This window comes from Stenotrophomonas oahuensis, from assembly GCF_031834595.1.
GTDB classification, from domain to species: Bacteria; Pseudomonadota; Gammaproteobacteria; order Xanthomonadales; family Xanthomonadaceae; genus Stenotrophomonas; species Stenotrophomonas oahuensis.
On record NZ_CP115541.1, the window covers coordinates 3,573,752 to 3,592,811 of the forward strand.

Consider the following 19,060-nt stretch of genomic DNA (forward strand, 5'->3'; position numbering starts at 1 on the left):
CGTCAGCCGACGGTTGTTCGCACAAATCCAACAGACAAAAAAACGGCAGCCACCTGTACCAGCGCGGCTGCCGTGGAGGAACATCCCCCGCCGTGACGTGCGGCGGGGGTGGAACTCAGAACTTGTAGGTCGCGCCGAAGTACAGCTGGCGGCCGGTGTACAGGTTGGAGATCAGGCGGGCATCCGTGTCGTTGCCCAGGTGGATGCGCTGCTCCGACTTGGTGGCGTTCAGCACCGAGGCGGTGAAGGTCAGCGAGTCGGTGAAGTTGTACGCCACGTTCAGATCCAGCTGGTCGTACGGTTCGCTGTACTCGGTCATGCCGGCAGTCAGGCCACCCACGATTTCGCCACGGCGGTTGTACGAGGCACGGGCCAGGAACTTCTCGTTCTCGTAGAACACCGTCACGTTCGCCTGGTTCTTCGCGCTGCCGACCAGCGGCGAGGCACCCAGGTCCTGGCCGTCCAGCACGATCGAGGCCAGGTTGGTGTCGTTGTAGGTGTAATTCGCCTGCACGCCCAGACCGAAGTCGAAGGTGTACTGGCCGTACAGTTCCACGCCCTGCGACACGCCGTCACGGCCGTTTGCCTCGGTTTCGTAGTCCTGCACCGTCACCGTCTGGCCGCCCACTTCCATCTGCAGGTCACGCACCACCGGCACCGTGAAGTTGTTCACTTCCTTGCGGAACAGGCCAATACCCGCCACCGCCCCCGGCTTGAAGTACCACTCCAGGCCGATGTCGTACTGGTTGGCTTCGAACGGTTCCAGGTTCTTGTTGCTGCCATGGCCCGCCCAGCCTTCCTCCGGTGCACCACCGGCCACGCGGCGGTCGTTCACGTACTCGGCGCTGTAGTAGCTCAGTGCGCCCGGGGCCGCGATGCTGGTGTAGCTCGGACGTGCGATCACCTTCGAGGCCGCACCACGCAGCACCAGGTTGTCCGTGATGTCCCACGCGATGTTGAAGCTCGGCAGGAAGTCGGTGTAGGTCTTGTCCGAACCGATCAGCTCGAAAGTCTTCTCGCGTGCCAGGTTGTCCGGCAGACGCACGAAGCCGCTTTCACAGCCGTAGGTCGGGAACGCGGCCGCAGCCGGGTCGTCGCACGACATCGGCGCGCCCGAAGCGTTGTCCAGGAAGTAGTCGTTGAAGCGTTCGATCGAATCGCTCGACTGCGCGAACTGCTCGGTACGCACCATGCGCACACCCACGTTACCGCGCAGACGCTCGGTACGGAAGTTGACCTGGAAGTAGCCCGAGTAGATCTTCTCGTTGACGTTGTAGACGAAGTCTTCTTCGACCCGGTTGTGCGAACCGCCGTAGGTCTGGTTCAGATAGTTGATGTACGCCGGGTAGTTGATGCCCGGGAACACGTTCGCATCGAAGCCACCGCGGATGCCGCTGATCGGGTTGGACAGGAAGAAGCCCGGCTGGGCGATGCCTGCCGTGCTGTCACAGCCCGCCTGGTAGCGGTTGTTGTCATAGTCGGCCGGGTCGGTGCCCGGGCACACCCAGTAGGTGTTGCCGGTGTTGCGGTGGACCTTGCCGTCACGGTATTTCGCGCCGAACTGGATCGAATCCAGCCAGCCGGTTTCGAACAGCTTGGTGAAGTCAGCCTGGAAGTAGTTCTGCTCCACTTCGGTCTGCATCCAGGACGAATCGGTCGAGCCGGTGTCCACTTCGGCAATGCCGTTCATCAGCTGCTGCTGCAGGTCCGGCGAGAACGTCACCGACGGCGTGCCGGTCAGGTCCCACGCGGTGTAGCGGTTGCCGGCTTCCCACACGCCATCGACGCGGCGACGCGGCTTGGCCGACATGCGGAAGTTCATCGACGGGCCACCTTCCGACCAGGTACGGCCGCCGGTGAACGACGCCTTCCACAGCGGGCTGATGTCCCAGTCGATGCTCAGGTCGGCAGTCTGCGACAGCGCCTTTTCGCGGCTGTAACCACCGGTCAGCTGCGGGGTCGGCACGGTGCAGTCGTCCGGACCCCAGCCACCCGGGGCCATGCCGGCGGCAGCGGCCTGGTCTTCACTGCAGTAATAGGTCTTGCCGGCCTGCTTCTCGAACTGCGCGCCCGTGACGATGGTGCCGCTGGGGTCCATGGTCAGCCCATTGAGCAGGCGACCGCCAGCCCAGTTGCCGTCCTGGTTGTAGCGCGCCATGTTCCATTCCGGCACCTTCAGCATGTGCTGCTCGTAGTTTCCGTCCAGTTCGAAACGGAAGTAGTTCGCCGTCATGGTGAGGTTGTCGATCGGCTTGAACTGGAAGGTGAACTGGCCACCCTTGCGCTCACGCTCTTCTTCCTTCACCGCGAAGTTCACCGAGGTGGGCATGAAGAAGTCGGTGTAGCTGCCACCGTTCTGGTCGTTGAAGCCGGAGTTGCCCCACCAGTAGTTGACACCGCCCTGGGTGATGTCGCGGCCATGCACGTCACGCGCGATGGTATCCATGCCGTACCACTGGTAGTTCTCGGAGGTGACCTCCATGGTCCGGCTGGTGCGCTTCTGCTGGGTCACGCCGACCAGCACGCCGAAGCGCTCGTCCTGGCTGTGCCAGGAGTACAGCGCCGACGCCTGCGGATCCACGTCTTTGTGGGTGTCCGAGGAAGTGCCTTCCAGGGTTACGTAGCCGGAGTTGGATTCCATCTCCAGCGGGCGACGGGTGTGCAGAATCACCGTGCCGCCGATGCCACCTTCGTCGATGCGCGCTTCCGGCGACTTGAACAGCTCGGCGCTGGACAGCATGTTCGACGGCAGCAGGGTGTAGTTGAAGGAACGGCTGGCCTCGTCGTTGGTCTCCGAGGTGGCGATGTAGTTGCCGTTCAACTGGGTCAGGGTCAGGTCCGGGTCGAGGCCGCGCACGCTGACGCTCTTGCCTTCGCCGCCGTCACGGGTGATGACCACGCCCGGCACGCGCTGCAGCGAATCGGCGACGTTCTTGTCGGGGAACTTGCCCACGTCCTCGGCGGTGATCACTTCGACCACGGCGTTGGCGTCGCGCTTCTGCTGCAGGCTCTGCTCGATGGCGTAGCGGTAGCCGGTAACCTGGACGCTGTCCAGGGTGGTGGCGTCGGCGCTCTGGGCCGGGGCAGCGGCGGGGGCGGCCTGCTGGGCGAGGACGGCCGGCGCAAAGGCGGCGGTCAGGGCGAAGGTGATCGCTGCCGACAGGGCATGGCGACCGTGCTTACGGGACATCTGTTTCATTTCCACTCTCTCCCTCTCCTGGATCGAACTGGGGTGCTGGTACACGGATGTGATTGAATCGATCTAATCTTGTGTGCCGATTTCTCTGGGGTATCCGGGCTGCTCCCCCCAGCGCGCCACGGCCGCTGTATGACGGTTTAGAGTTGGATCGATCTAAACTGCCGACCGGGGAATTTTAAACATGGCTGAAACAAAAGCGCATGCTGCTCCGCAATAACTGAACAGGGAGACGGTCGTTCATGTTGCGGCGCAGAATGCATCGATCCAAACCGGCGTGGTTTACTCCGCCACTTAAATCGATCTAAATTCCCGCCAACGGGGATTTGCACGCCCATCGACCCACAGGAACCCACTGCATGCGCCGATTGCCGTCCCTTCGCCCCCTTCCTGCCCTGCGCCGCCCGCTGCTGGGGTTGGCCTGTCTGACCGTGCTGGGCTTCACCCCGATGCTGCAGGCCGCCCCGGCCGCGCTGGAGCGTGAGGTCAACACCTTCATTGGCAGCAAGGACGACGGCAACACCTTCCCGGGTGCCTCGGCCCCGTTCGGCCTGATCCAGGTCAGCCCGATCGGTGAGCACTACGCCGGCTGGCGCTATGACGACCCGAAGATCCGCGGTTTCGGCCACTCGTTCCTGTCCGGGGCCGGCTGCTGGGAGCAGGGCGGCCAGGTCTCGGTGCTGCCGGTGACCGGCAGCATCGGCCCGGGCGGCGATTTCGATACCGACAACGCCAAGAGCTTCGACCACAAGGCGTATGCCTCCAGCTACACCCATGAAGGCGAAGTAGGGCAGGCCGGCTATTACAAGGTGCGCCTGACCAGCTACGGCGGCATCGACGCCGAGGCCACCGCGCGCACCCGCGCCGCCGCCGAGCGTTACACCTTCCCGGCCGACCAGGCCGAAGGCCACGTGCTGGTCAACGTCGGCCAGGCCAATGAACGCCATTCGGTGATCGGCAGCGTCATCGACGTGGTCGGCGACCGTGTGGTGGAAGGCAAGCTGGTCACCAAGAGCTTCTGCGGCGGCCACCAGTACACCACCTGGTTCCGGATCGAGTTCGACCGCCCGTTCAAGGCGTTCGGCACCTGGGGTGAGGCCGGCGGTCTGCCCGGTGCGCGCCATGGCATGGAAGGTGAGCAGAAGCCGAGCGGTGCTTGGCTGAGTTTCGATACCTCCAAGGGCCGTGCGGTCACCGCCGTCAGCGCCATCTCGCACGTAGACGCGGAAGGCGCGCGTACCAACCTGCGCGAAGACGGCATGCAGAACGGCAAGCTGATCGGCTTCGAGCGCATGCGCAGCCTGGCCCAGCAGCAGTGGCGCAAGGAACTGAACACCGTGCGCGTGGACAGCAAGCACGCCGACGACCGCACCGTGCTGTACACCGCGCTGTACCACGCGCTGCTGCAGCCGCTGACCGGCAGCGATGCCGACGGCCGCTACCGCGGCTACGATGACCAGATCCACCGCGCCGACGGCTGGACCTACTACGAGTACTTCTCGCTGTGGGACACCTACCGCGCGCAGAACCAGTGGCTGGCGTTGACCCGTCCGGAGGTCACCCGCGACATCGGCCGCACCCTGCTGGCGATCAACGAACAGGGCGGCTGGCTGCCGCGCTGGGGCTACGCGAACTTTGAAACCAACATCATGACCGGCGACCCGGTCACCCCGTTCATGGCCGACCTGTGGCGCTTCGGCGCACTCAAGGGGCGTGAAGCCGAGGCCTACACCGCGCTGCGCCGCAACGCGTTCGAGCTGCCGCCGATGAACTCCCGCCATGCCGGCCGCTCCGGCAACCCGGGCTATGTGCAGAACGGCTTCGTCGCCTACGACCGTGCATTCCCCTCCAAGGGCATGGACGTCGACCCGCACCACGGCGGTTCGGCCACGCTGGAGTACGCCCTGGCCGACTGCGCGCTGGCACAGATGGCCGACGGCCTGGGCCACAGTGCCGATGCCGGCGTGCTGCGCGAGCGCGGCCGCAACTGGAACAAGGTATGGGATGCCTCGGTGCGCGATGAAGAGACCGGCATGAGCGGCTTCCCGCGTCCGCGCATGGACGACGGCAAGTGGTACGTGCCGGCCGACGGTCACTACAGCCCGCGTTCGCACCACGGCTTCCATGAAGGTACCGCCTGGCAGTACCAGTGGCTGGCCCAGCAGGACATGCCGGGCCTGGTCCAGGCCATGCACGGCCGCGAGCAGGCCGGCAAGCGCCTGGACGCCTTCTTCGCCTACGACGCGCTGCTGCAGTCGCCGCTGCAGGCTGCGCGCAAGGAATGGGTGGTGGGGCCGTACAGCTACTACAACCAGTACCGCTACAACCCGAACAACGAACCCGACCTGCACGCGCCGTGGATGTACACCCTGATCGGCCAGCCGTGGAAGACCGCCACGGTGGTACGCGCTGCGCAGCAGCTGTTCACCAACGCGCCCAATGGCGTCACCGGCAACGACGACCTGGGCACCATGTCGGCGTGGTACCTGTTCAGTGCGCTGGGCCTGTACCCGGCCGTGCCGGGCACCGGTGAGTTCCTGCTGCACACCCCGCGCTTCGCCAATGTGGAAGTGGACCTGGGCACCGGCCGTACGCTGAAGCTGCAGGCCCCGGGGGCCGAAGGCCGCACCCTGCAGTACATCCAGTCGGTGAAGGTCGACGGCCAGGACCAGGACAAGGTCTGGCTGGACTGGAACCGCCTGCAGCAGGGCGGCACCATCCGCTATGCGTTGGGCACGCAGGCCCCGGAAAGCGGGTGGGGCACCTCGACCGGGGCGCTGCCGGTGTCGTACTGCGCGACCCCGGGGGCGTCCCTGGAATGAGCGCGGCGTAGGCCGATGCGATCGTTTAGGCTTGCATCTCCCTTGACCCGCCCGATGCCACGATGAAAAAGGAACGTTCTACTGCCAGAGGGGCCGCCACGAAGGCATCGTCTTCGAAGGGGGCCGCTGCACCCACGTCTCGCGCAAGCGGGCGTGCGGTGACCGTGACCGACATTGCCGAGGCCATCGGGGTCTCGCGCGCGACCGTGTCGCTGGTGCTGCGTGGCAGCCCGCTGGTCAACGTGGACACCCGTGCGCGGGTTGAGGCCGAGCTGCGCAAGCAGCGCTACGTCTACAACCGCAGCGCAGCGAATCTGCGCCGTCGCACCTCCAGCAGCGTGGCGCTGGTGATCAACGACCTGTCCAACCCGTTCTTCGCCGAATTCGCTTCCGGCGTGGACGAGGCGCTCGGCGCGAAGGGCTACGTGACTCTGCTGGGCAGCACCGGCGAGTCGCCGCAGCGCCAGCAGGCGGTGGTATCCACGCTGATGGAACACACCCCGGCCGGGTTGATCCTGTCGCCGGCCGAGGGCACCGACGCCACCGAGCTGCGTCAGGCGCTGGGCTTCAATGCCAACGTGCTGCTGTTCAACCGCGAGCTGAAAGGCGGGGACTGGGACTTCCTGACCCTGGACAACCAGCAGGGGGCCTACCTGGCCACGAAGCACCTGATTGAACGGGGGCATCGCCGGATTGCCTTCTTCGGTGGCCATGCCGACTCCAGCTCCTGCCATCAGCGCCGTGCCGGCTACAAGCAGGCGCTGGGCGAGGCCGGGCTGCAGGTACCGCCGCAGTGGATGATCGAATCCGCGCCCAACCGGCTGGAAGCGGCCGCACGCACCGGCGAACTGTTCGCCGAGGGCGCGCAGCCGACCGCGGCGGTCTGCTACAACGACACCGTGGCCCTTGGCCTGATGCTGGGCCTTGCTTCACGTGGCGTACGCCCCGGCACCGAGTTCGCGGTGACCGGCTTCGATGACATTTCCGAAGCAGCGGTGGCCCTGCCGCCGTTGACCACCCTGACCGTGAATCCGCGCGAGCGGGGCCGGCAGGCCGCCGAGCTGCTGCTGCACCGGCTCGACAACCCCACCGCACCGCCACAGCGCACCGTGGCTCCGGTGCAGCTTCGCATCCGCGACAGCAGCGGCACCGCCGCCTGACATCGCATCCCTTTCATCTGCCCGTACCCTGAGACGCGTCCCGCATGCCCATCTCTCCAACGCCCCGACTGCCCACTTCGTCTTCGTCCGCGCCCGTGGTCAACACGCGCGTCGCGCTGGCCGTGGCCACCACGATCTTCTTCATGTGGGGCTTCCTGACCTGCCTCAACGACATTCTGATTCCGCATCTGAAGGCGGTGTTCGAACTGAACTACGCGCGCGCGATGCTGGTGCAGTTCACCTTCTTCGGTGCGTACTTCCTGATGTCGCTGCCGGCGGGTCGGCTGGTGGCGCACCTGGGCTACAAGAAGGGCATCGTGGCCGGTCTGGCCATCGCGGCCGTCGGCGCGCTCGGCTTCTGGCCGGCCGCCGAACTGCGCGTGTATGAAGCGTTCCTCGGCGCGCTGTTCGTGCTGGCCACCGGCATCACCGTGCTGCAGGTGGCGGCCAATCCGTATGTGGCGCTGCTGGGGCCGGAAAAGACCGCGTCCAGCCGCCTGACCCTGGCCCAGGCGCTGAACTCGCTGGGCACCGCGATCGCGCCGATCTTCGGCGGCCTGCTGATTCTGGGCAACACCGTGAAGAGCGCCGATGAGCTGGCCGCGCTGAGCGCCGCCGAACAGCTGGCCTACCGCACCCAGGAAGCCCAGTCGGTGCAGGGCCCTTACGTGGGTCTGGCGATCGCGCTGGCGCTGCTGGCGGTGTTCGTCTATCTGTTCCGCCTGCCGGCGTTGAATGAAACCACCGAGCAGGCCGACCCGGTCAAGCACACCCTGATGGATGCGCTGCGCCATCGCCATGTGCTGTTCGGCGTGCTGGGTATCTTCTTCTACGTGGGCGCGGAAGTGTCGATCGGCAGCTTCCTGGTCAATTACCTGTCGATGCCGAACATCGGTGGCTTCAGCGAACAACAGGCCACCGGCTTTGTCGCCCTGTACTGGACCATGGCCATGTTCGGTCGCTTCGCCGGCTCGGCGATCATGTTCATGTTCTCACCGCGCATGCTGCTGACGATCTTCGCCACCGCCAACGTAGCGCTGCTGGCGCTGACCATGAGCACCGAAGGCCATGTCGCGGTGTACTCGGTGGTCGCCATCGGTCTGTTCAACTCGATCATGTTCCCGACCATCTTCGCGCTCAGCATTGAACGCCTCGGTCCGTTGACCAACAAGGCTTCGAGCCTGTTGATCATGGCCATTGTCGGCGGCGCGATCGTGCCGTTCCTGCAGGGCCTGCTGGCCGACCGCATCGGCCTGCATCTGTCCTTCATCCTGCCGTTGCTGTGCTACGGCTACATCCTGTTCTATGGCATGTGGGGCTCGCGCCCGCGTGCTGGTTTCAGCCAGGGGGGCTGAGCGCGTCATGACCAAGATTGTGTGTTTCGGCGAAATTTTGATCGATCTACTTGCGCAGCCACCGGCCACGCCGGATACCCCGCGCGCGTTCCTGCAGTACGCCGGCGGCGCGCCGGCGAACGTTGCCGTGGCCGCCGCCAAACTGGGTGCGGACACCCATTTTGCCGGCATGCTCGGCCAGGACATGTTCGGTGACTTCCTGGCGCAGAGCCTGAGCGACGCCGGCGTGGCTACCGACTGCATCGTGCGCACCGACCAGGCCAAGACCGCGCTGGCGTTCGTGGCGCTGGACGCGCAGGGCGAGCGCAGCTTCAGCTTCTACCGGCCGCCGGCCGCGGACCTGCTGTTCCGCGCCGAGCACTTCCAGCCGGCGTGCTTTGAAGGCACGCGCACCTTCCATGTGTGCTCCAACAGCCTGACCGAGGCCGAGATCGCCGAGGCCACGCTGCAGGGCATGCAGCGCGCCCGCGCTGCCGGTGCCCTGGTCAGCCTGGACCTCAACCTCCGTCCCTCGCTGTGGCCGGCCGAGGTCGACCCGACCCCACGCCTGTGGGAGGCACTGAAGCTGGCCGAGCTGGTCAAGCTGTCGCGCGAGGAGCTCGACTATCTGGCGGCACCGCTCGGCATCGACGGTGGCGATGCGGTGATCCAGCGTCTGCTGGGTGCCAACGCGCAGGCCGTGGTGGTCACTGACGGGGCCGCGCCGATGCGCTGGTTCACCCGCCATGACCAGGGCACGGTGACCGGCTTCCAGGTGCCGACGGTGGACAGCACGGCCGCTGGCGACGCCTTCGTGGCTGGCCTGCTGTTCGCACTCGGCGAGCGCGGGGCTGATGGCAGTGCCTTCGCCGCGTTCTGCCGTGACGCGGCCGGTCTGCGCGAGGCGATTCGTTTCGGGGCCGCCGTGGGCGCTCTCGCGGTCACCCGCAAGGGCGCGTTCGCCGCCATGCCCAGCCTGGCCGAAGTGACACAACTGCTGCAGCAACAACAGGACACCGCCGCATGACCCCGCATGTTCCGCCCCAGCCTGATTTCCGTTCGCCCGAGTTCCTGCGTGCGCATATCGCGCAGACCATGGCGTTCTACCAGCCGCACGAGATCGACCCCAACGGCGGCTTCTTCCACTACTACCGTGACGACGGCAGCGTGTACGACGCCAGCCACCGCCACCTGGTCAGCAGTACCCGTTTCGTGTTCAACCACGCCATGGCGTACCGCGAGTTCGGCAAGCCGGAAGACCTGAAGGCGGTGGAACACGGCATCGCCTTCCTGCGTGACGTGCACCGCAACCCGGTCACCGGCGGCTACGCCTGGACGCTGCGCGACGGCGTGGTCGAAGATGCCACCAACCACTGCTACGGCGTGGCCTTCGTGCTGCTGGCTTACAGCTGCGCACTGAAGGCCGGCATCGGCGAAGCCCGGCAGTGGATGGACGAAACCTGGCAACTGCTGGAAGCGCGTTTCTGGGAGCCGGAGTTCGGCCTGTACAAGGACGAAGCCGACGCCGACTGGAATTTCAGCGACTACCGTGGCCAGAACGCCAACATGCACATGTGTGAGGCGATGCTGGCGGCGTTCGAGGCCAGCGGCGAACAGCGCTACCTGCAGCGTGCGCTGCTGCTGGCCGACCACATGACCCGCCGTCAGGCCGCGCAGGGCGAGGGTCTGGTGTGGGAGCACTACGACACCCAGTGGAAGATCGACTGGAACTACAACCTCGACAACCCCAAGCACCTGTTCCGTCCGTGGGGCTTCCAGCCCGGTCACCAGACCGAGTGGGCGAAGCTGTTGCTGATCCTGGATCGTCACGTGCAGGCCGACTGGCTGGTACCGACCGCGCGTCATCTGTTCGACGTGGCCGTGGAACGCAGCTGGGATGCCGAACGCGGTGGCCTGTACTACGGCTTCGCGCCGGATGGCAGCGTGTGCGACGACGACAAGTACTTCTGGGTGCAGGCCGAGTCGCTGGCCACCGCGGCGCTGCTGGCCAAGCGCACCGGTGAAGCGGTGTACTGGGAGTGGTACGACAAGCTGTGGGCGTATGCCTGGCAGCACATGATCGACCACCAGTACGGCGCGTGGTACCGCATCCTGGATGCGGACAACCGCAAGTACAGCGATGAGAAGAGCCCGGCCGGCAAAACCGATTACCACACCATGGGCGCCTGCCACGAAGTGTTGAACGTGGTGCGTTGACTGGGGAATGGGAAACAACCGTAGAGCCACGCCCTGCGTGGCTTCGCGGAAATGATCGGCCGTAGAGACGCGCCATGCGCGTCTGCGCGGTGCCGGGGTGGGTCGAAGCCACGCAGGGCGTGGCTCTACAGGAGGATGTATGCGGCGATTGGGCGTTCTGCTTCTCACTCTGCTTTGGGCGCTGCCAGCCGCAGCCACCCCGCTGTCAGCCCAATGGTCCTTCCGCCTGCTCCCAGGCAACGCCCAGGCAAGCGCCCACCCTGAAGTCACCCAATGGCGCAGTGCCCAGATCCCAGGTTCGGTCCACACCGACCTGCTCGCACACGAGTTGATACCCAACCCCTACGCAGGCGCACCCGAAGCCGGCCTGCAATGGATCGGGCTGGCCGACTGGGAATACCAGGCCCGCTTCGACGTCGACGCCGCCACGCTGGCCCGCAAACACGCCGAACTGACGTTCGAGGGCCTGGACACCTTTGCCGAGGTCACCCTCAACGACCGCCCGCTGTTGAAAGCCAACAACAGCCACCGCAGCTGGCGCGCCCGCGTCGATGGTCGCCTGAAGGCGCACGACAACACCCTGCGCATCGTGTTCCGTTCACCGATCACCACGCTGCTGCCCCGCGTGCAGGCGATGCCGCACAAGATCGCCGGCAACTATCCGTCTCCCTACGGCGATGAACCCAAGGACGCGATGGTCGGCAACTTTGTGCGCAAGCCCGGTTATCACTTCGGCTGGGACTGGGGCCCGCGTTACGTGACGGCGGGTATCTGGCGTCCGGTCACGCTGGACAGCTGGGACGTGCAGCGCATCACCGATGTGGCGGTGCAGACGCAGGCGCTGAGTGAGCAGCGCGCCGAGCTGCAGGTGGACGTGGAAGTGGAGCGAGCTGCGGCCGGCACCGCCCAGGTACAGGTGACCCTGATCGACCCGGATGGCAGCGTCGCCGCCACCGTCGAACAGGAGGCCAGCCTGCGCAAGGGCAGGCAGGTGGTTTCCGTACCCGTGCAGGTGGCCAACCCGCGTCGCTGGTGGCCGGTGGGCTACGGCGAACAGGCGCGTTACACCGTACGCACGGTGGTCGACGCCGGCAAGCAGGGCAGGGTGGAGCAGCAACTGCGCACCGGCCTGCGCACGGTGGAGTTGCGCCGCGAGGTCGACCGCGATGGCGGCCAGGGCTTCGCCTTCGTCATCAACGGCGTGCCGATCTTCGCCAAGGGCGCGAACGTGATTCCGTTCGACGCGTTCCCGGCCCGGGTGGACGCCGCACGTCTGCGCCGCGACCTCACCGCTGCACGCGACGCCAACATGAACATGGTGCGCAACTGGGGCGGTGGCTACTACGAGGATTCCACCTTCTTCGACATCGCCGACGAGCTCGGCCTTCTGGTCTGGCAGGACTTCATGTTCGGCGGCGGCATGCAGCCCGGCTACGACCCCGCGTTCCGCCAGAATGTGGTGGCCGAAGCACGCGACAACGTGCGCCGGCTGCGCCGCCACCCGAGCATCGTGCTGTGGTGTGGCAACAACGAAGAAGAGACCGCGTGGAAGGATTGGGGCCACGGCCGCGATTTGACCGCGGCCGACCCGGTGTTCGCGAAGAAGGTGTGGCAGGGCTATGTGGATCTGTTCGGCCACGACCTGCGCCAGGTGGTCAGCGAGCACGGTTTGGGCGTGCCGTACTGGTCGAGCTCGCCGAGCAACGACCTGGACGAGAAAGCCAACGACTCCACCCGTGGCGACAAGCACTACTGGCAGGTGTGGGGCAATCCGGCGCTGCCGGTGCAGGCGTATCTGCGCGAGACCCCGCGTTTCATGTCCGAGTACGGCCTGCAGGCGTGGCCGTCGCTGCGCACGCTGCAGGGGATCATTCCCGCCGACCAGCAACAGGTGGACAGCCCGGTGGTGAAGGCGCACCAGAAGTTCATGGCGGGCGAGGGCAATCAGCGCCTGCTGCAGTACATCGAGCGTGAGTTCGGCACACCGCGCAATTTCGATGACTTCGTCTACCTGAGCCAGGTGACCCAGGCCGAAGGCATTGCCCTGGCCGCGCTGCATCACCGCGCCTCACGCCCGTACACCATGGGCTCGCTGTACTGGCAGCTCAACGATGTGTGGCCGGGCGCGTCGTGGTCGAGTGTCGATCACGACGGTCGCTGGAAAGCGCTGCATTTCCATGCCAAGCGCTTCTTCGCCGGGCATGCCGTTGCCGCGCTGCGCGACGAAGGTGTGACCCGGGTCAGTCTGCTTAACGACCGTGCCGAGCCGCTGCGCGGGGCGTGGCGGTTGCGGGTGATGGATGTGGATGGCCGCGTGCGTAGTGATGAGCGCAAGGCGGTGACGGTGCCGCCGTTGGCTGCGTTGGAGGTCGGGCGGTTCACCGATGCGCAGCTGCTGGGCAAAGCGGATCCGAGGCGCACCGTGGCCGTGGCGGAGCTGCTGGACGGCGAGCAGGTGGTATCGCGGCAGGTGGTGTATTTCGCTGCGGCCAAGGACATGCGTCTGCCGCAGGCAAAGATCGTCAGTCGCTGGGTCCGCGAGGGTGATGACAGCGTGCTGGAGCTGCGCTCTGCGCAGCTGGCGCGGGGGGTGTGGGTGGAATTTGACGGGTTTGATGCCGTACTGGACGACAACGCGCTGGACCTGGTGCCGGGGGAACCGGTGCGGATCCGGGTGAAGGCGGATCAGAGTGCCAAGGCGTTGGCCGACGCGTTGCGGGTGCGGAGCGTGGCCGAGGCAATGGGCCGGTAATCGAACGCGGCCCGGGATGGTCGTGGACACGCATGGCGTGTCCCTACATCGATGCCGCGTAGGGACGCGCCATGCGCGTCCGCCGCGCTGCTGGAATTACAACGTGATCTGCTGGAAATTCTCGACCCGGTCGTGGCCGTGCGTTGCCTCACCTGTGCGCGGCAGCGGGTAATCCTGCAGGCGGTCCAGCAGACGCGTCTGCAGCCCGGCCTCTCGCGCCGCATCCAGCTCTTCCACCACGTCCGACAGGAACACGATCTCCCCGGCCGGCACGCCTATCGCCTGCACGATGTTGCGGTAGCTGTCGGCCTCGCGCTTGCCGCCGATCTCCGTGTCGAACCAGCCCGACACCAGCGCGGTCAGGTCGCCGGCTTCGCTGAAACCGAAGAACTGCTTCTGCGCCGGCACCGAGCCGGACGAGTACACGTACAGGGCCTTGCCCTGTGCGTGCCAGCCCTTCAGCACCGCAGCGACTTCCGGATAGAAGTGCGCCTGGTAGTCGCCGCGCTCGTAGCCGCTCTTCCAGATCATGCCCTGCAGCGCCTTCAGCGCGGTGTGCTTGCGGTCCTGGTCGATCCAGCCCTGCAGGGTTTCCACCACGAGTGCGTCCTGGCAGGCACCGCCGATCTCGGCGGCCACCGCGTCCAGCCAGCGGCGCACTTCAGGCTCCTGCCCATGCGCGGCAACGAATGCCGGCAGCGCCTTGCGCGCATACGGGAACAGCACGTTCTTGACGAACGAGATGCTGCTGGTGGTGCCTTCGATATCGGTCAATACAACGCGGGGCGACTGCGACATGGATCAGGAAGCCTGGGTAGGAATGTAACGGGGGAATTTCTGCGCGATATCGGTGCCGGTGAAGTGACCGACCCAGCCGTCCGGCTCGGTGAAGAAGCGGATCGCGACAAAACTCGGCTCTTCGCCCATGTCGAACCAGTGCGTGGTGCTGTCCGGCACGGCGATCAGGTCGTCCTTCACGCACTCGATCTCGTACACCTTGTCACCCACGTGCAGGGTGAACAGGCCGGAGCCGGCAACGAAGAAGCGCACCTCGTCTTCCTTGTGGAAGTGTTCGTCGAGGAACTTCTTGCGCAGTTCCGCACGGTTGGGGTTGTCCGGGGCGATCGAGGCCACGTCCACGCTCTTGAAGCCACGTTCGGCGACCAGCCGGTCAATGTCGCTGCGATAGGCCGCGAACACCTCGTCCTGGCTGGCACCGGGGGCCACTTCATGGGCCGCCTGCCAGCGCTCGAAGGTCACGCCGATTTTCTTAAGTTCATCGGCAATCACGGCACCGTCCTGGGTATCCAGCAACGGGGCCTCGGGGGCGGTGTCATTGAAGATGCGCAGTCGGCTCATGGCGGCAGCTTGAACGTGGGAACGGGGGTCTTAAAGGGTAGCAGCCGCAGCCCGCGGTTGGGGGCGCGGCGTAATGACGCGGGGGAAGCAGCACATTGCCCGTATTCATGATGCAACGTAGAGCCGGGCTTGCCCGGCTGATTTAAACGGCAGCCGGGCAAGCCCGGCTCTACACGGGCGTTCAGAGCCCGCGCAGCTTCCTGAGCTCCAGCTCGCAATGGAACAGGAACTCAAACGCTTCCAGGTGCCGGCGCGCCTCGGCCATGTCCCGGCCCCAGGCATACAGCCCGTGGCCATCAATCAGATACCCCCACAGGCACTGCTGGTCGAGCAGGGCATCGACCTGTGCGGAGAGCACGTTCATGTCCTGGGTATTGGCAAACACCGGCACTTCAATCGCCATTTCGTGCGTGCTGTTGCCATGGAAGGCCTTCAGCAGCTCGTAGCCTTCCAGCCGGATATGCCCCTGCGCCGCATACAGGCGCGAGGCCACGGTCTGCACCGGGGAATGCGTATGCAGCACACAGCCTACTTCCGGGAAGCGGCGGTACAGCTGGGTGTGCAGCAGGGTCTCCGCCGACGGCCGCAGCGGCCGACCCACGGCCTGGCCATCGAAGTCCACGACCATGATGTCGTCTTCGATCAGCCGGCCCTTGTCCTTGCCGGACACGGTAATGGCCGCATGCTGGTCATCCAGCCGGTGCGAGAAATTGCTGCTGGTCGCCGGCGTCCAGCCGGCCTGGGCCAGCTCACGCACGTTGTCGATCAGGATCTGGGCAAGCTGGCTGAGGCGGGTGGTGTCGTAGGGGGTGTTCATGGGGGTGATTTTAACTGGCTTTCGGTTGTTTGGTCGCGAAGAGCCGGGTTCCTGGGGGAGTCCGGTCGGGGTGGGGTTTGCGGGGGACGCTGCAAGTACGTCCATGTAAGCTTTGTCGCCGCATCCATGCGGCTCAAACCCCCGCAAACCCCACCCCGACCGGCCTTCGACAGAATTCTGCGTGTGCCAGCACTTGGGGGGAGGGGAGAAAAAGCAGAGCCGGCCAGTGGCCGGCTCCAAGGCATGACGACCAACGGTCGTCATCTACCAGCGGCACGGGCGCCGCTTTTGCTTTTCGGCTCCGTCACCGACGCACTGTCGAGGGTGGGTCGGGATGGGCTGGAGGGGGCGTGAATCAACGCCCGCGCAGGCGGCTGTGGCGGAAGCCGTACAGGAAGTAGATCGCAAACCCGATCACCGTCCAGCCAATCATCAACATCCAGTTGTGCATCGTCATCGCCGACAGCAGCGCCAGGCAGCTCAGCACCCCCAGGCTGCACACCAGCCACGCCGCCGGAATCCGGAACGGACGCGGCAGGTCCGGCTGGGTGCGGCGCAGGATCAGCACGCCCGCGCACACCGCTGCGAACGCGATCAGCGTGCCCATCGAGGTCAACTCACCCAGCACGTCCAGCGGGAACAATGCCGCCAGCAGCGCAATGCCAATGCCGGTGATCACCGTATTGATGTGCGGCGTGCGGTAGGTCGGATGGATCTTGGTGAACACCGGCGGCAGCAGGCCGTCACGGCCCATGATCATGAAGATGCGCGGCTGCGCGATCACCATCACCAGCACCACGGACGACAAGCCGATCAGCGCGCCTATCTCCACCACCACCCGCAACCAGCCCAGCTGCGGATGCGCGGCCACCGCCGTCACCACCGGCTCGTCGGTGCCCAGCAGGTTGTACGGCACCAGGCCGGTCATCACCGCAGCCATCGCGATGTACAGCACCGTGCAGATCACCAGCGACAGCATCATGCCGATCGGCATGTCACGCTGCGGCCGGTGCGATTCCTGCGCCGCCACCGACACCGCCTCGAACCCGATGTAGGCGAAGAACACCATCGCCGCACCGCGCAGCACGCCTTCCATGCCGTACTTGCCCGGGCCTTGGTTCTCCGGAATGAACGGGGTCCAGTTGGCCGGGTCCACATACTTCCAGCCCACCACGATCACCAGAATGATCAGGCCGGTCTTCAAGACCACCATCGCCATGTTCATCGCCGAGGATTTGCTGATGCCCACGTAGCACAGCCAGGTCAGCAGCAGCACCAGGATGGCGGCTGGAATGTTGGCAATCGCGCCGGTCGGACGCAGTTGCCCGTCCAGCGGCGCGCTGACCAGTGCGGCCGGTAGATGGATGTCGAAATGGCTCAGCAGGCTCAGGAAGTAGCCGGTCCAGCTGACCGCCACCGCAGAGGCCGAGACCCCGTACTCCAGCACCAGCATCCAGCCGATGAACCAGGCCGAGAGCTCGCCGAAGGTGGCATAGGTGTAGGTGTAGGCACTGCCCGACACCGGGACCATCGAGGCGAACTCGGCGTAGGCCAGCGCGCAGAAGGCGCAGCAGATCGCCGCCAGCACGAACGACAGCATGATCGCCGGGCCGGCATGGTTGGCCGCGGCCTGACCGGTGATCACGAAGATGCCGCCGCCGATCACCGCGCCGATGCCCAGCGCAGTCAGGCCCCAGGGGCCCAGATGGCGCTTCAGGCTCAGCCCGTTGGCGTCTTCATGGGCGGCATGCGGGTGCTTGGTGGCCCACAGTTGTTTGAGCATGTGTTTGGGTCTTTTCGGGTGAAAACGAACGGGCCGGCAGTGGGCCGGCCCGTTGCGGAATTATGACTGCTTGGCGAGCTTGCTGTTGCGGATGCCGTAGCCGAAATAAATCAGCAGGCCCAACACCGTCCAGCCCACGAACAGGTGCCAGTGCACCACGAACGCCTGCCAGAACAGGAACAGACAGGTCAGCGCGCCGAGCGGGGCGATCAGCCATACCGCCGGGACCCGGAACGGGCGCTCGAGCTCCGGACGGGTCCGGCGCAGCACCAGGATGCCGATGCAGACCGTGGCGAACGCCAGCAGCGTACCCATCGAGACCAGTTCGCCCAGCACGTTCAGCGGCACCAGCCCGGCCAGTGCGGCGGCGATCACGCCGACCACGATGGTGGCCCAGTACGGCGTACGGAAGCGGGCGTGGACCTTGCCAAACACCTTCGGCAGCAGGCCGTCGCGGGAGATCGTGTAGGCGATGCGGGTCTGGCCCATCATCATCACCAGCACCACCGAAGAGAGGCCGGCGATGGCACCGATCTCCACGAAGGTCTTCAGCCAGCTCAGGGTCGGGTAGGGCTCCAGCGCGGTGGCCACCGGCTTGTCGGTGCCCAGCAGGTGGTACGGCATCATGCCGGTCAGCACCGCGCAGACGATGATGTAGACCACGGTGCATACGGCCAGCGAGCCGAGCAGGCCGATCGGCATGTTGCGCTGCGGGTTCTTGGTTTCACCGGCGGCGGTGGAGACCGCGTCGAAGCCGATGTAGGCGAAGAACACGATGGTGGCCGCACGGAACACGCCGCTCCAGCCGAACTCACCGTCCACGCCGGTGTTATCCGGAATGAAGGGGGTCCAGTTGGCCGGGTCGATATGCGCGGCACCTACGCCGATGAACAGGCAGATCACCGTGACCTTGATCGCCACGATGATCGCGTTGACGAACGCCGACTGGGTCACGCCCACGTACAGCAGGCCCGATACCGCCGCCACGATCAGCACCGCCGGCAGGTTGAAAAGCTTGCCGGAGGAGACAAACTCCTGCCCGGTCCAGGCAATGGGCGCGGCGCTGAGCGCGTCCGGGAACGGCATGTGCAGGGTGGTGGTGATGAAGCTGATCAGGTACGCCGACCAGCCCACCGCGACCGAGGCCGAGGCGAACAAATACTCCAGTACCAGGCACCAGCCGATGAACCAGGCCATGCCTTCGCCGAGCGTGGCATACGAGTAGGAGTAGGCGCTGCCGGAGACCGGCATCATCGCCGCGAACTCGGCGTAGCACAGGCCGGCCAGAGCACAGGCGAAGCCGGCGATCACGAACGACAGCATGACGGCGGGGCCGGCATGGTTGGCTGCAGCCTGACCGGTCAGCACGAAGATACCCGCGCCAATCACCGCGCCGATGCCCAGCAGGATGAGGTGTCTCGCGGTGAGGGTCCGTTTCAGTGTGGCTTCGCCATCCAGGCTGCCTTCGATCGGCTCACCGGCATCGACGTGCCCGGCCGGTGCCACCGGTTTGACCCTCAACAGAGACTTCAGCATGCAGTGCTTCCCGTAACGCGAGGCCAGGCCCCGCTGAATGGAATGAGCGGGGCGCGATACATTGCCGCGCCCCCTTGATTGGGG

12 protein-coding genes are annotated in these 19,060 nt (G+C 65.8%); 6 read left to right on the forward strand and 6 right to left on the reverse strand.

The genetic code is table 11. From position 1 onward, the window contains the following. Positions 1–115 precede the first annotated feature (115 nt). On the reverse strand, positions 116–3,199 hold the full coding sequence (locus PDM29_RS16040) for a TonB-dependent receptor (protein WP_311191061.1): 3,084 nt from the start codon (positions 3,197–3,199) through the stop codon (positions 116–118). Between the two features lie 356 nt (positions 3,200–3,555). Here PDM29_RS16040 and PDM29_RS16045 point away from each other — a divergent pair, with 356 nt between their 5' ends. The 6 genes from PDM29_RS16045 to PDM29_RS16070 all read left to right on the forward strand — a co-directional run bounded on the left by PDM29_RS16045 (position 3,556) and on the right by PDM29_RS16070 (position 13,481). Then, positions 3,556–6,018, forward strand: coding sequence for a GH92 family glycosyl hydrolase (locus PDM29_RS16045; protein ID WP_425508680.1), 2,463 nt, complete (start codon positions 3,556–3,558; stop codon positions 6,016–6,018). A gap of 62 nt (positions 6,019–6,080) precedes the next feature. Further along, entirely contained in the window at positions 6,081–7,178 is a 1,098-nt protein-coding gene (locus tag PDM29_RS16050) for a LacI family DNA-binding transcriptional regulator (protein ID WP_311191062.1), read from the forward strand. A gap of 44 nt (positions 7,179–7,222) precedes the next feature. Beyond that, entirely contained in the window at positions 7,223–8,533 is a 1,311-nt protein-coding gene (fucP, locus tag PDM29_RS16055; RefSeq protein ID WP_311191063.1) for an L-fucose:H+ symporter permease, read from the forward strand. Positions 8,534–8,540: 7 nt separating this feature from the next. Beyond that, positions 8,541–9,539 carry a carbohydrate kinase family protein gene (locus PDM29_RS16060; RefSeq protein ID WP_311191064.1) on the forward strand — a complete coding sequence of 333 codons (999 nt, stop codon included), beginning with the start codon at positions 8,541–8,543 and terminating at the stop codon, positions 9,537–9,539. Then, a complete protein-coding gene (locus PDM29_RS16065; RefSeq protein WP_311191065.1) occupies positions 9,536–10,729 on the forward strand; it encodes an AGE family epimerase/isomerase in 1,194 nt (397 codons plus the stop codon). The genes PDM29_RS16060 and PDM29_RS16065 overlap by 4 nt, the downstream gene beginning before the upstream one ends. Positions 10,730–10,868: 139 nt before the next feature. Then, entirely contained in the window at positions 10,869–13,481 is a 2,613-nt protein-coding gene (locus tag PDM29_RS16070; RefSeq protein WP_311191066.1) for a beta-mannosidase, read from the forward strand. 96 nt (positions 13,482–13,577) lie between these two features. On the opposite strand, the gene mtnC is transcribed toward PDM29_RS16070, so the two are convergent. From mtnC to PDM29_RS16095, 5 genes are all read right to left on the reverse strand, one after another. Then, positions 13,578–14,279, reverse strand: a complete 702-nt coding sequence (gene mtnC, locus PDM29_RS16075) for an acireductone synthase (RefSeq protein ID WP_311191067.1) — start codon at positions 14,277–14,279, stop codon at positions 13,578–13,580. A 3-nt stretch (positions 14,280–14,282) separates the two neighbouring features. After that, positions 14,283–14,840 carry a 1,2-dihydroxy-3-keto-5-methylthiopentene dioxygenase gene (locus PDM29_RS16080; protein WP_311191068.1) on the reverse strand — a complete coding sequence of 186 codons (558 nt, stop codon included), beginning with the start codon at positions 14,838–14,840 and terminating at the stop codon, positions 14,283–14,285. A gap of 181 nt (positions 14,841–15,021) precedes the next feature. After that, positions 15,022–15,657: a methylthioribulose 1-phosphate dehydratase gene (locus tag PDM29_RS16085; protein ID WP_311191069.1), complete on the reverse strand. Its 636-nt coding sequence runs from the start codon at positions 15,655–15,657 to the stop codon at positions 15,022–15,024. Between the two features lie 355 nt (positions 15,658–16,012). Further along, positions 16,013–17,440 carry an amino acid permease gene (locus PDM29_RS16090; RefSeq protein ID WP_311191070.1) on the reverse strand — a complete coding sequence of 476 codons (1,428 nt, stop codon included), beginning with the start codon at positions 17,438–17,440 and terminating at the stop codon, positions 16,013–16,015. Between the two features lie 60 nt (positions 17,441–17,500). After that, positions 17,501–18,976: an amino acid permease gene (locus PDM29_RS16095; RefSeq protein WP_311191071.1), complete on the reverse strand. Its 1,476-nt coding sequence runs from the start codon at positions 18,974–18,976 to the stop codon at positions 17,501–17,503. Positions 18,977–19,060 lie beyond the last annotated feature (84 nt).

Excerpts from the sequence above, each read along its gene's own strand:
- PDM29_RS16060 (WP_311191064.1), top strand. The coding sequence starts at position 8,541 with ATGACCAAGATTGTGTGTTTCGGCGAAATTTTGATCGATCTACTTGCG.
- PDM29_RS16095 (WP_311191071.1), bottom strand. The coding sequence starts at position 18,976 with ATGCTGAAGTCTCTGTTGAGGGTCAAACCGGTGGCACCGGCCGGGCAC.
- PDM29_RS16045 (WP_425508680.1), top strand. The coding sequence starts at position 3,556 with ATGCGCCGATTGCCGTCCCTTCGCCCCCTTCCTGCCCTGCGCCGCCCG.
- PDM29_RS16040 (WP_311191061.1), bottom strand. The coding sequence starts at position 3,199 with ATGAAACAGATGTCCCGTAAGCACGGTCGCCATGCCCTGTCGGCAGCG.
- PDM29_RS16050 (WP_311191062.1), top strand. The coding sequence starts at position 6,081 with ATGAAAAAGGAACGTTCTACTGCCAGAGGGGCCGCCACGAAGGCATCG.
- PDM29_RS16090 (WP_311191070.1), bottom strand. The coding sequence starts at position 17,440 with ATGCTCAAACAACTGTGGGCCACCAAGCACCCGCATGCCGCCCATGAA.
- mtnC (WP_311191067.1), bottom strand. The coding sequence starts at position 14,279 with ATGTCGCAGTCGCCCCGCGTTGTATTGACCGATATCGAAGGCACCACC.
- fucP (WP_311191063.1), top strand. The coding sequence starts at position 7,223 with ATGCCCATCTCTCCAACGCCCCGACTGCCCACTTCGTCTTCGTCCGCG.
- PDM29_RS16085 (WP_311191069.1), bottom strand. The coding sequence starts at position 15,657 with ATGAACACCCCCTACGACACCACCCGCCTCAGCCAGCTTGCCCAGATC.
- PDM29_RS16070 (WP_311191066.1), top strand. The coding sequence starts at position 10,869 with ATGCGGCGATTGGGCGTTCTGCTTCTCACTCTGCTTTGGGCGCTGCCA.
- PDM29_RS16080 (WP_311191068.1), bottom strand. The coding sequence starts at position 14,840 with ATGAGCCGACTGCGCATCTTCAATGACACCGCCCCCGAGGCCCCGTTG.
- PDM29_RS16065 (WP_311191065.1), top strand. The coding sequence starts at position 9,536 with ATGACCCCGCATGTTCCGCCCCAGCCTGATTTCCGTTCGCCCGAGTTC.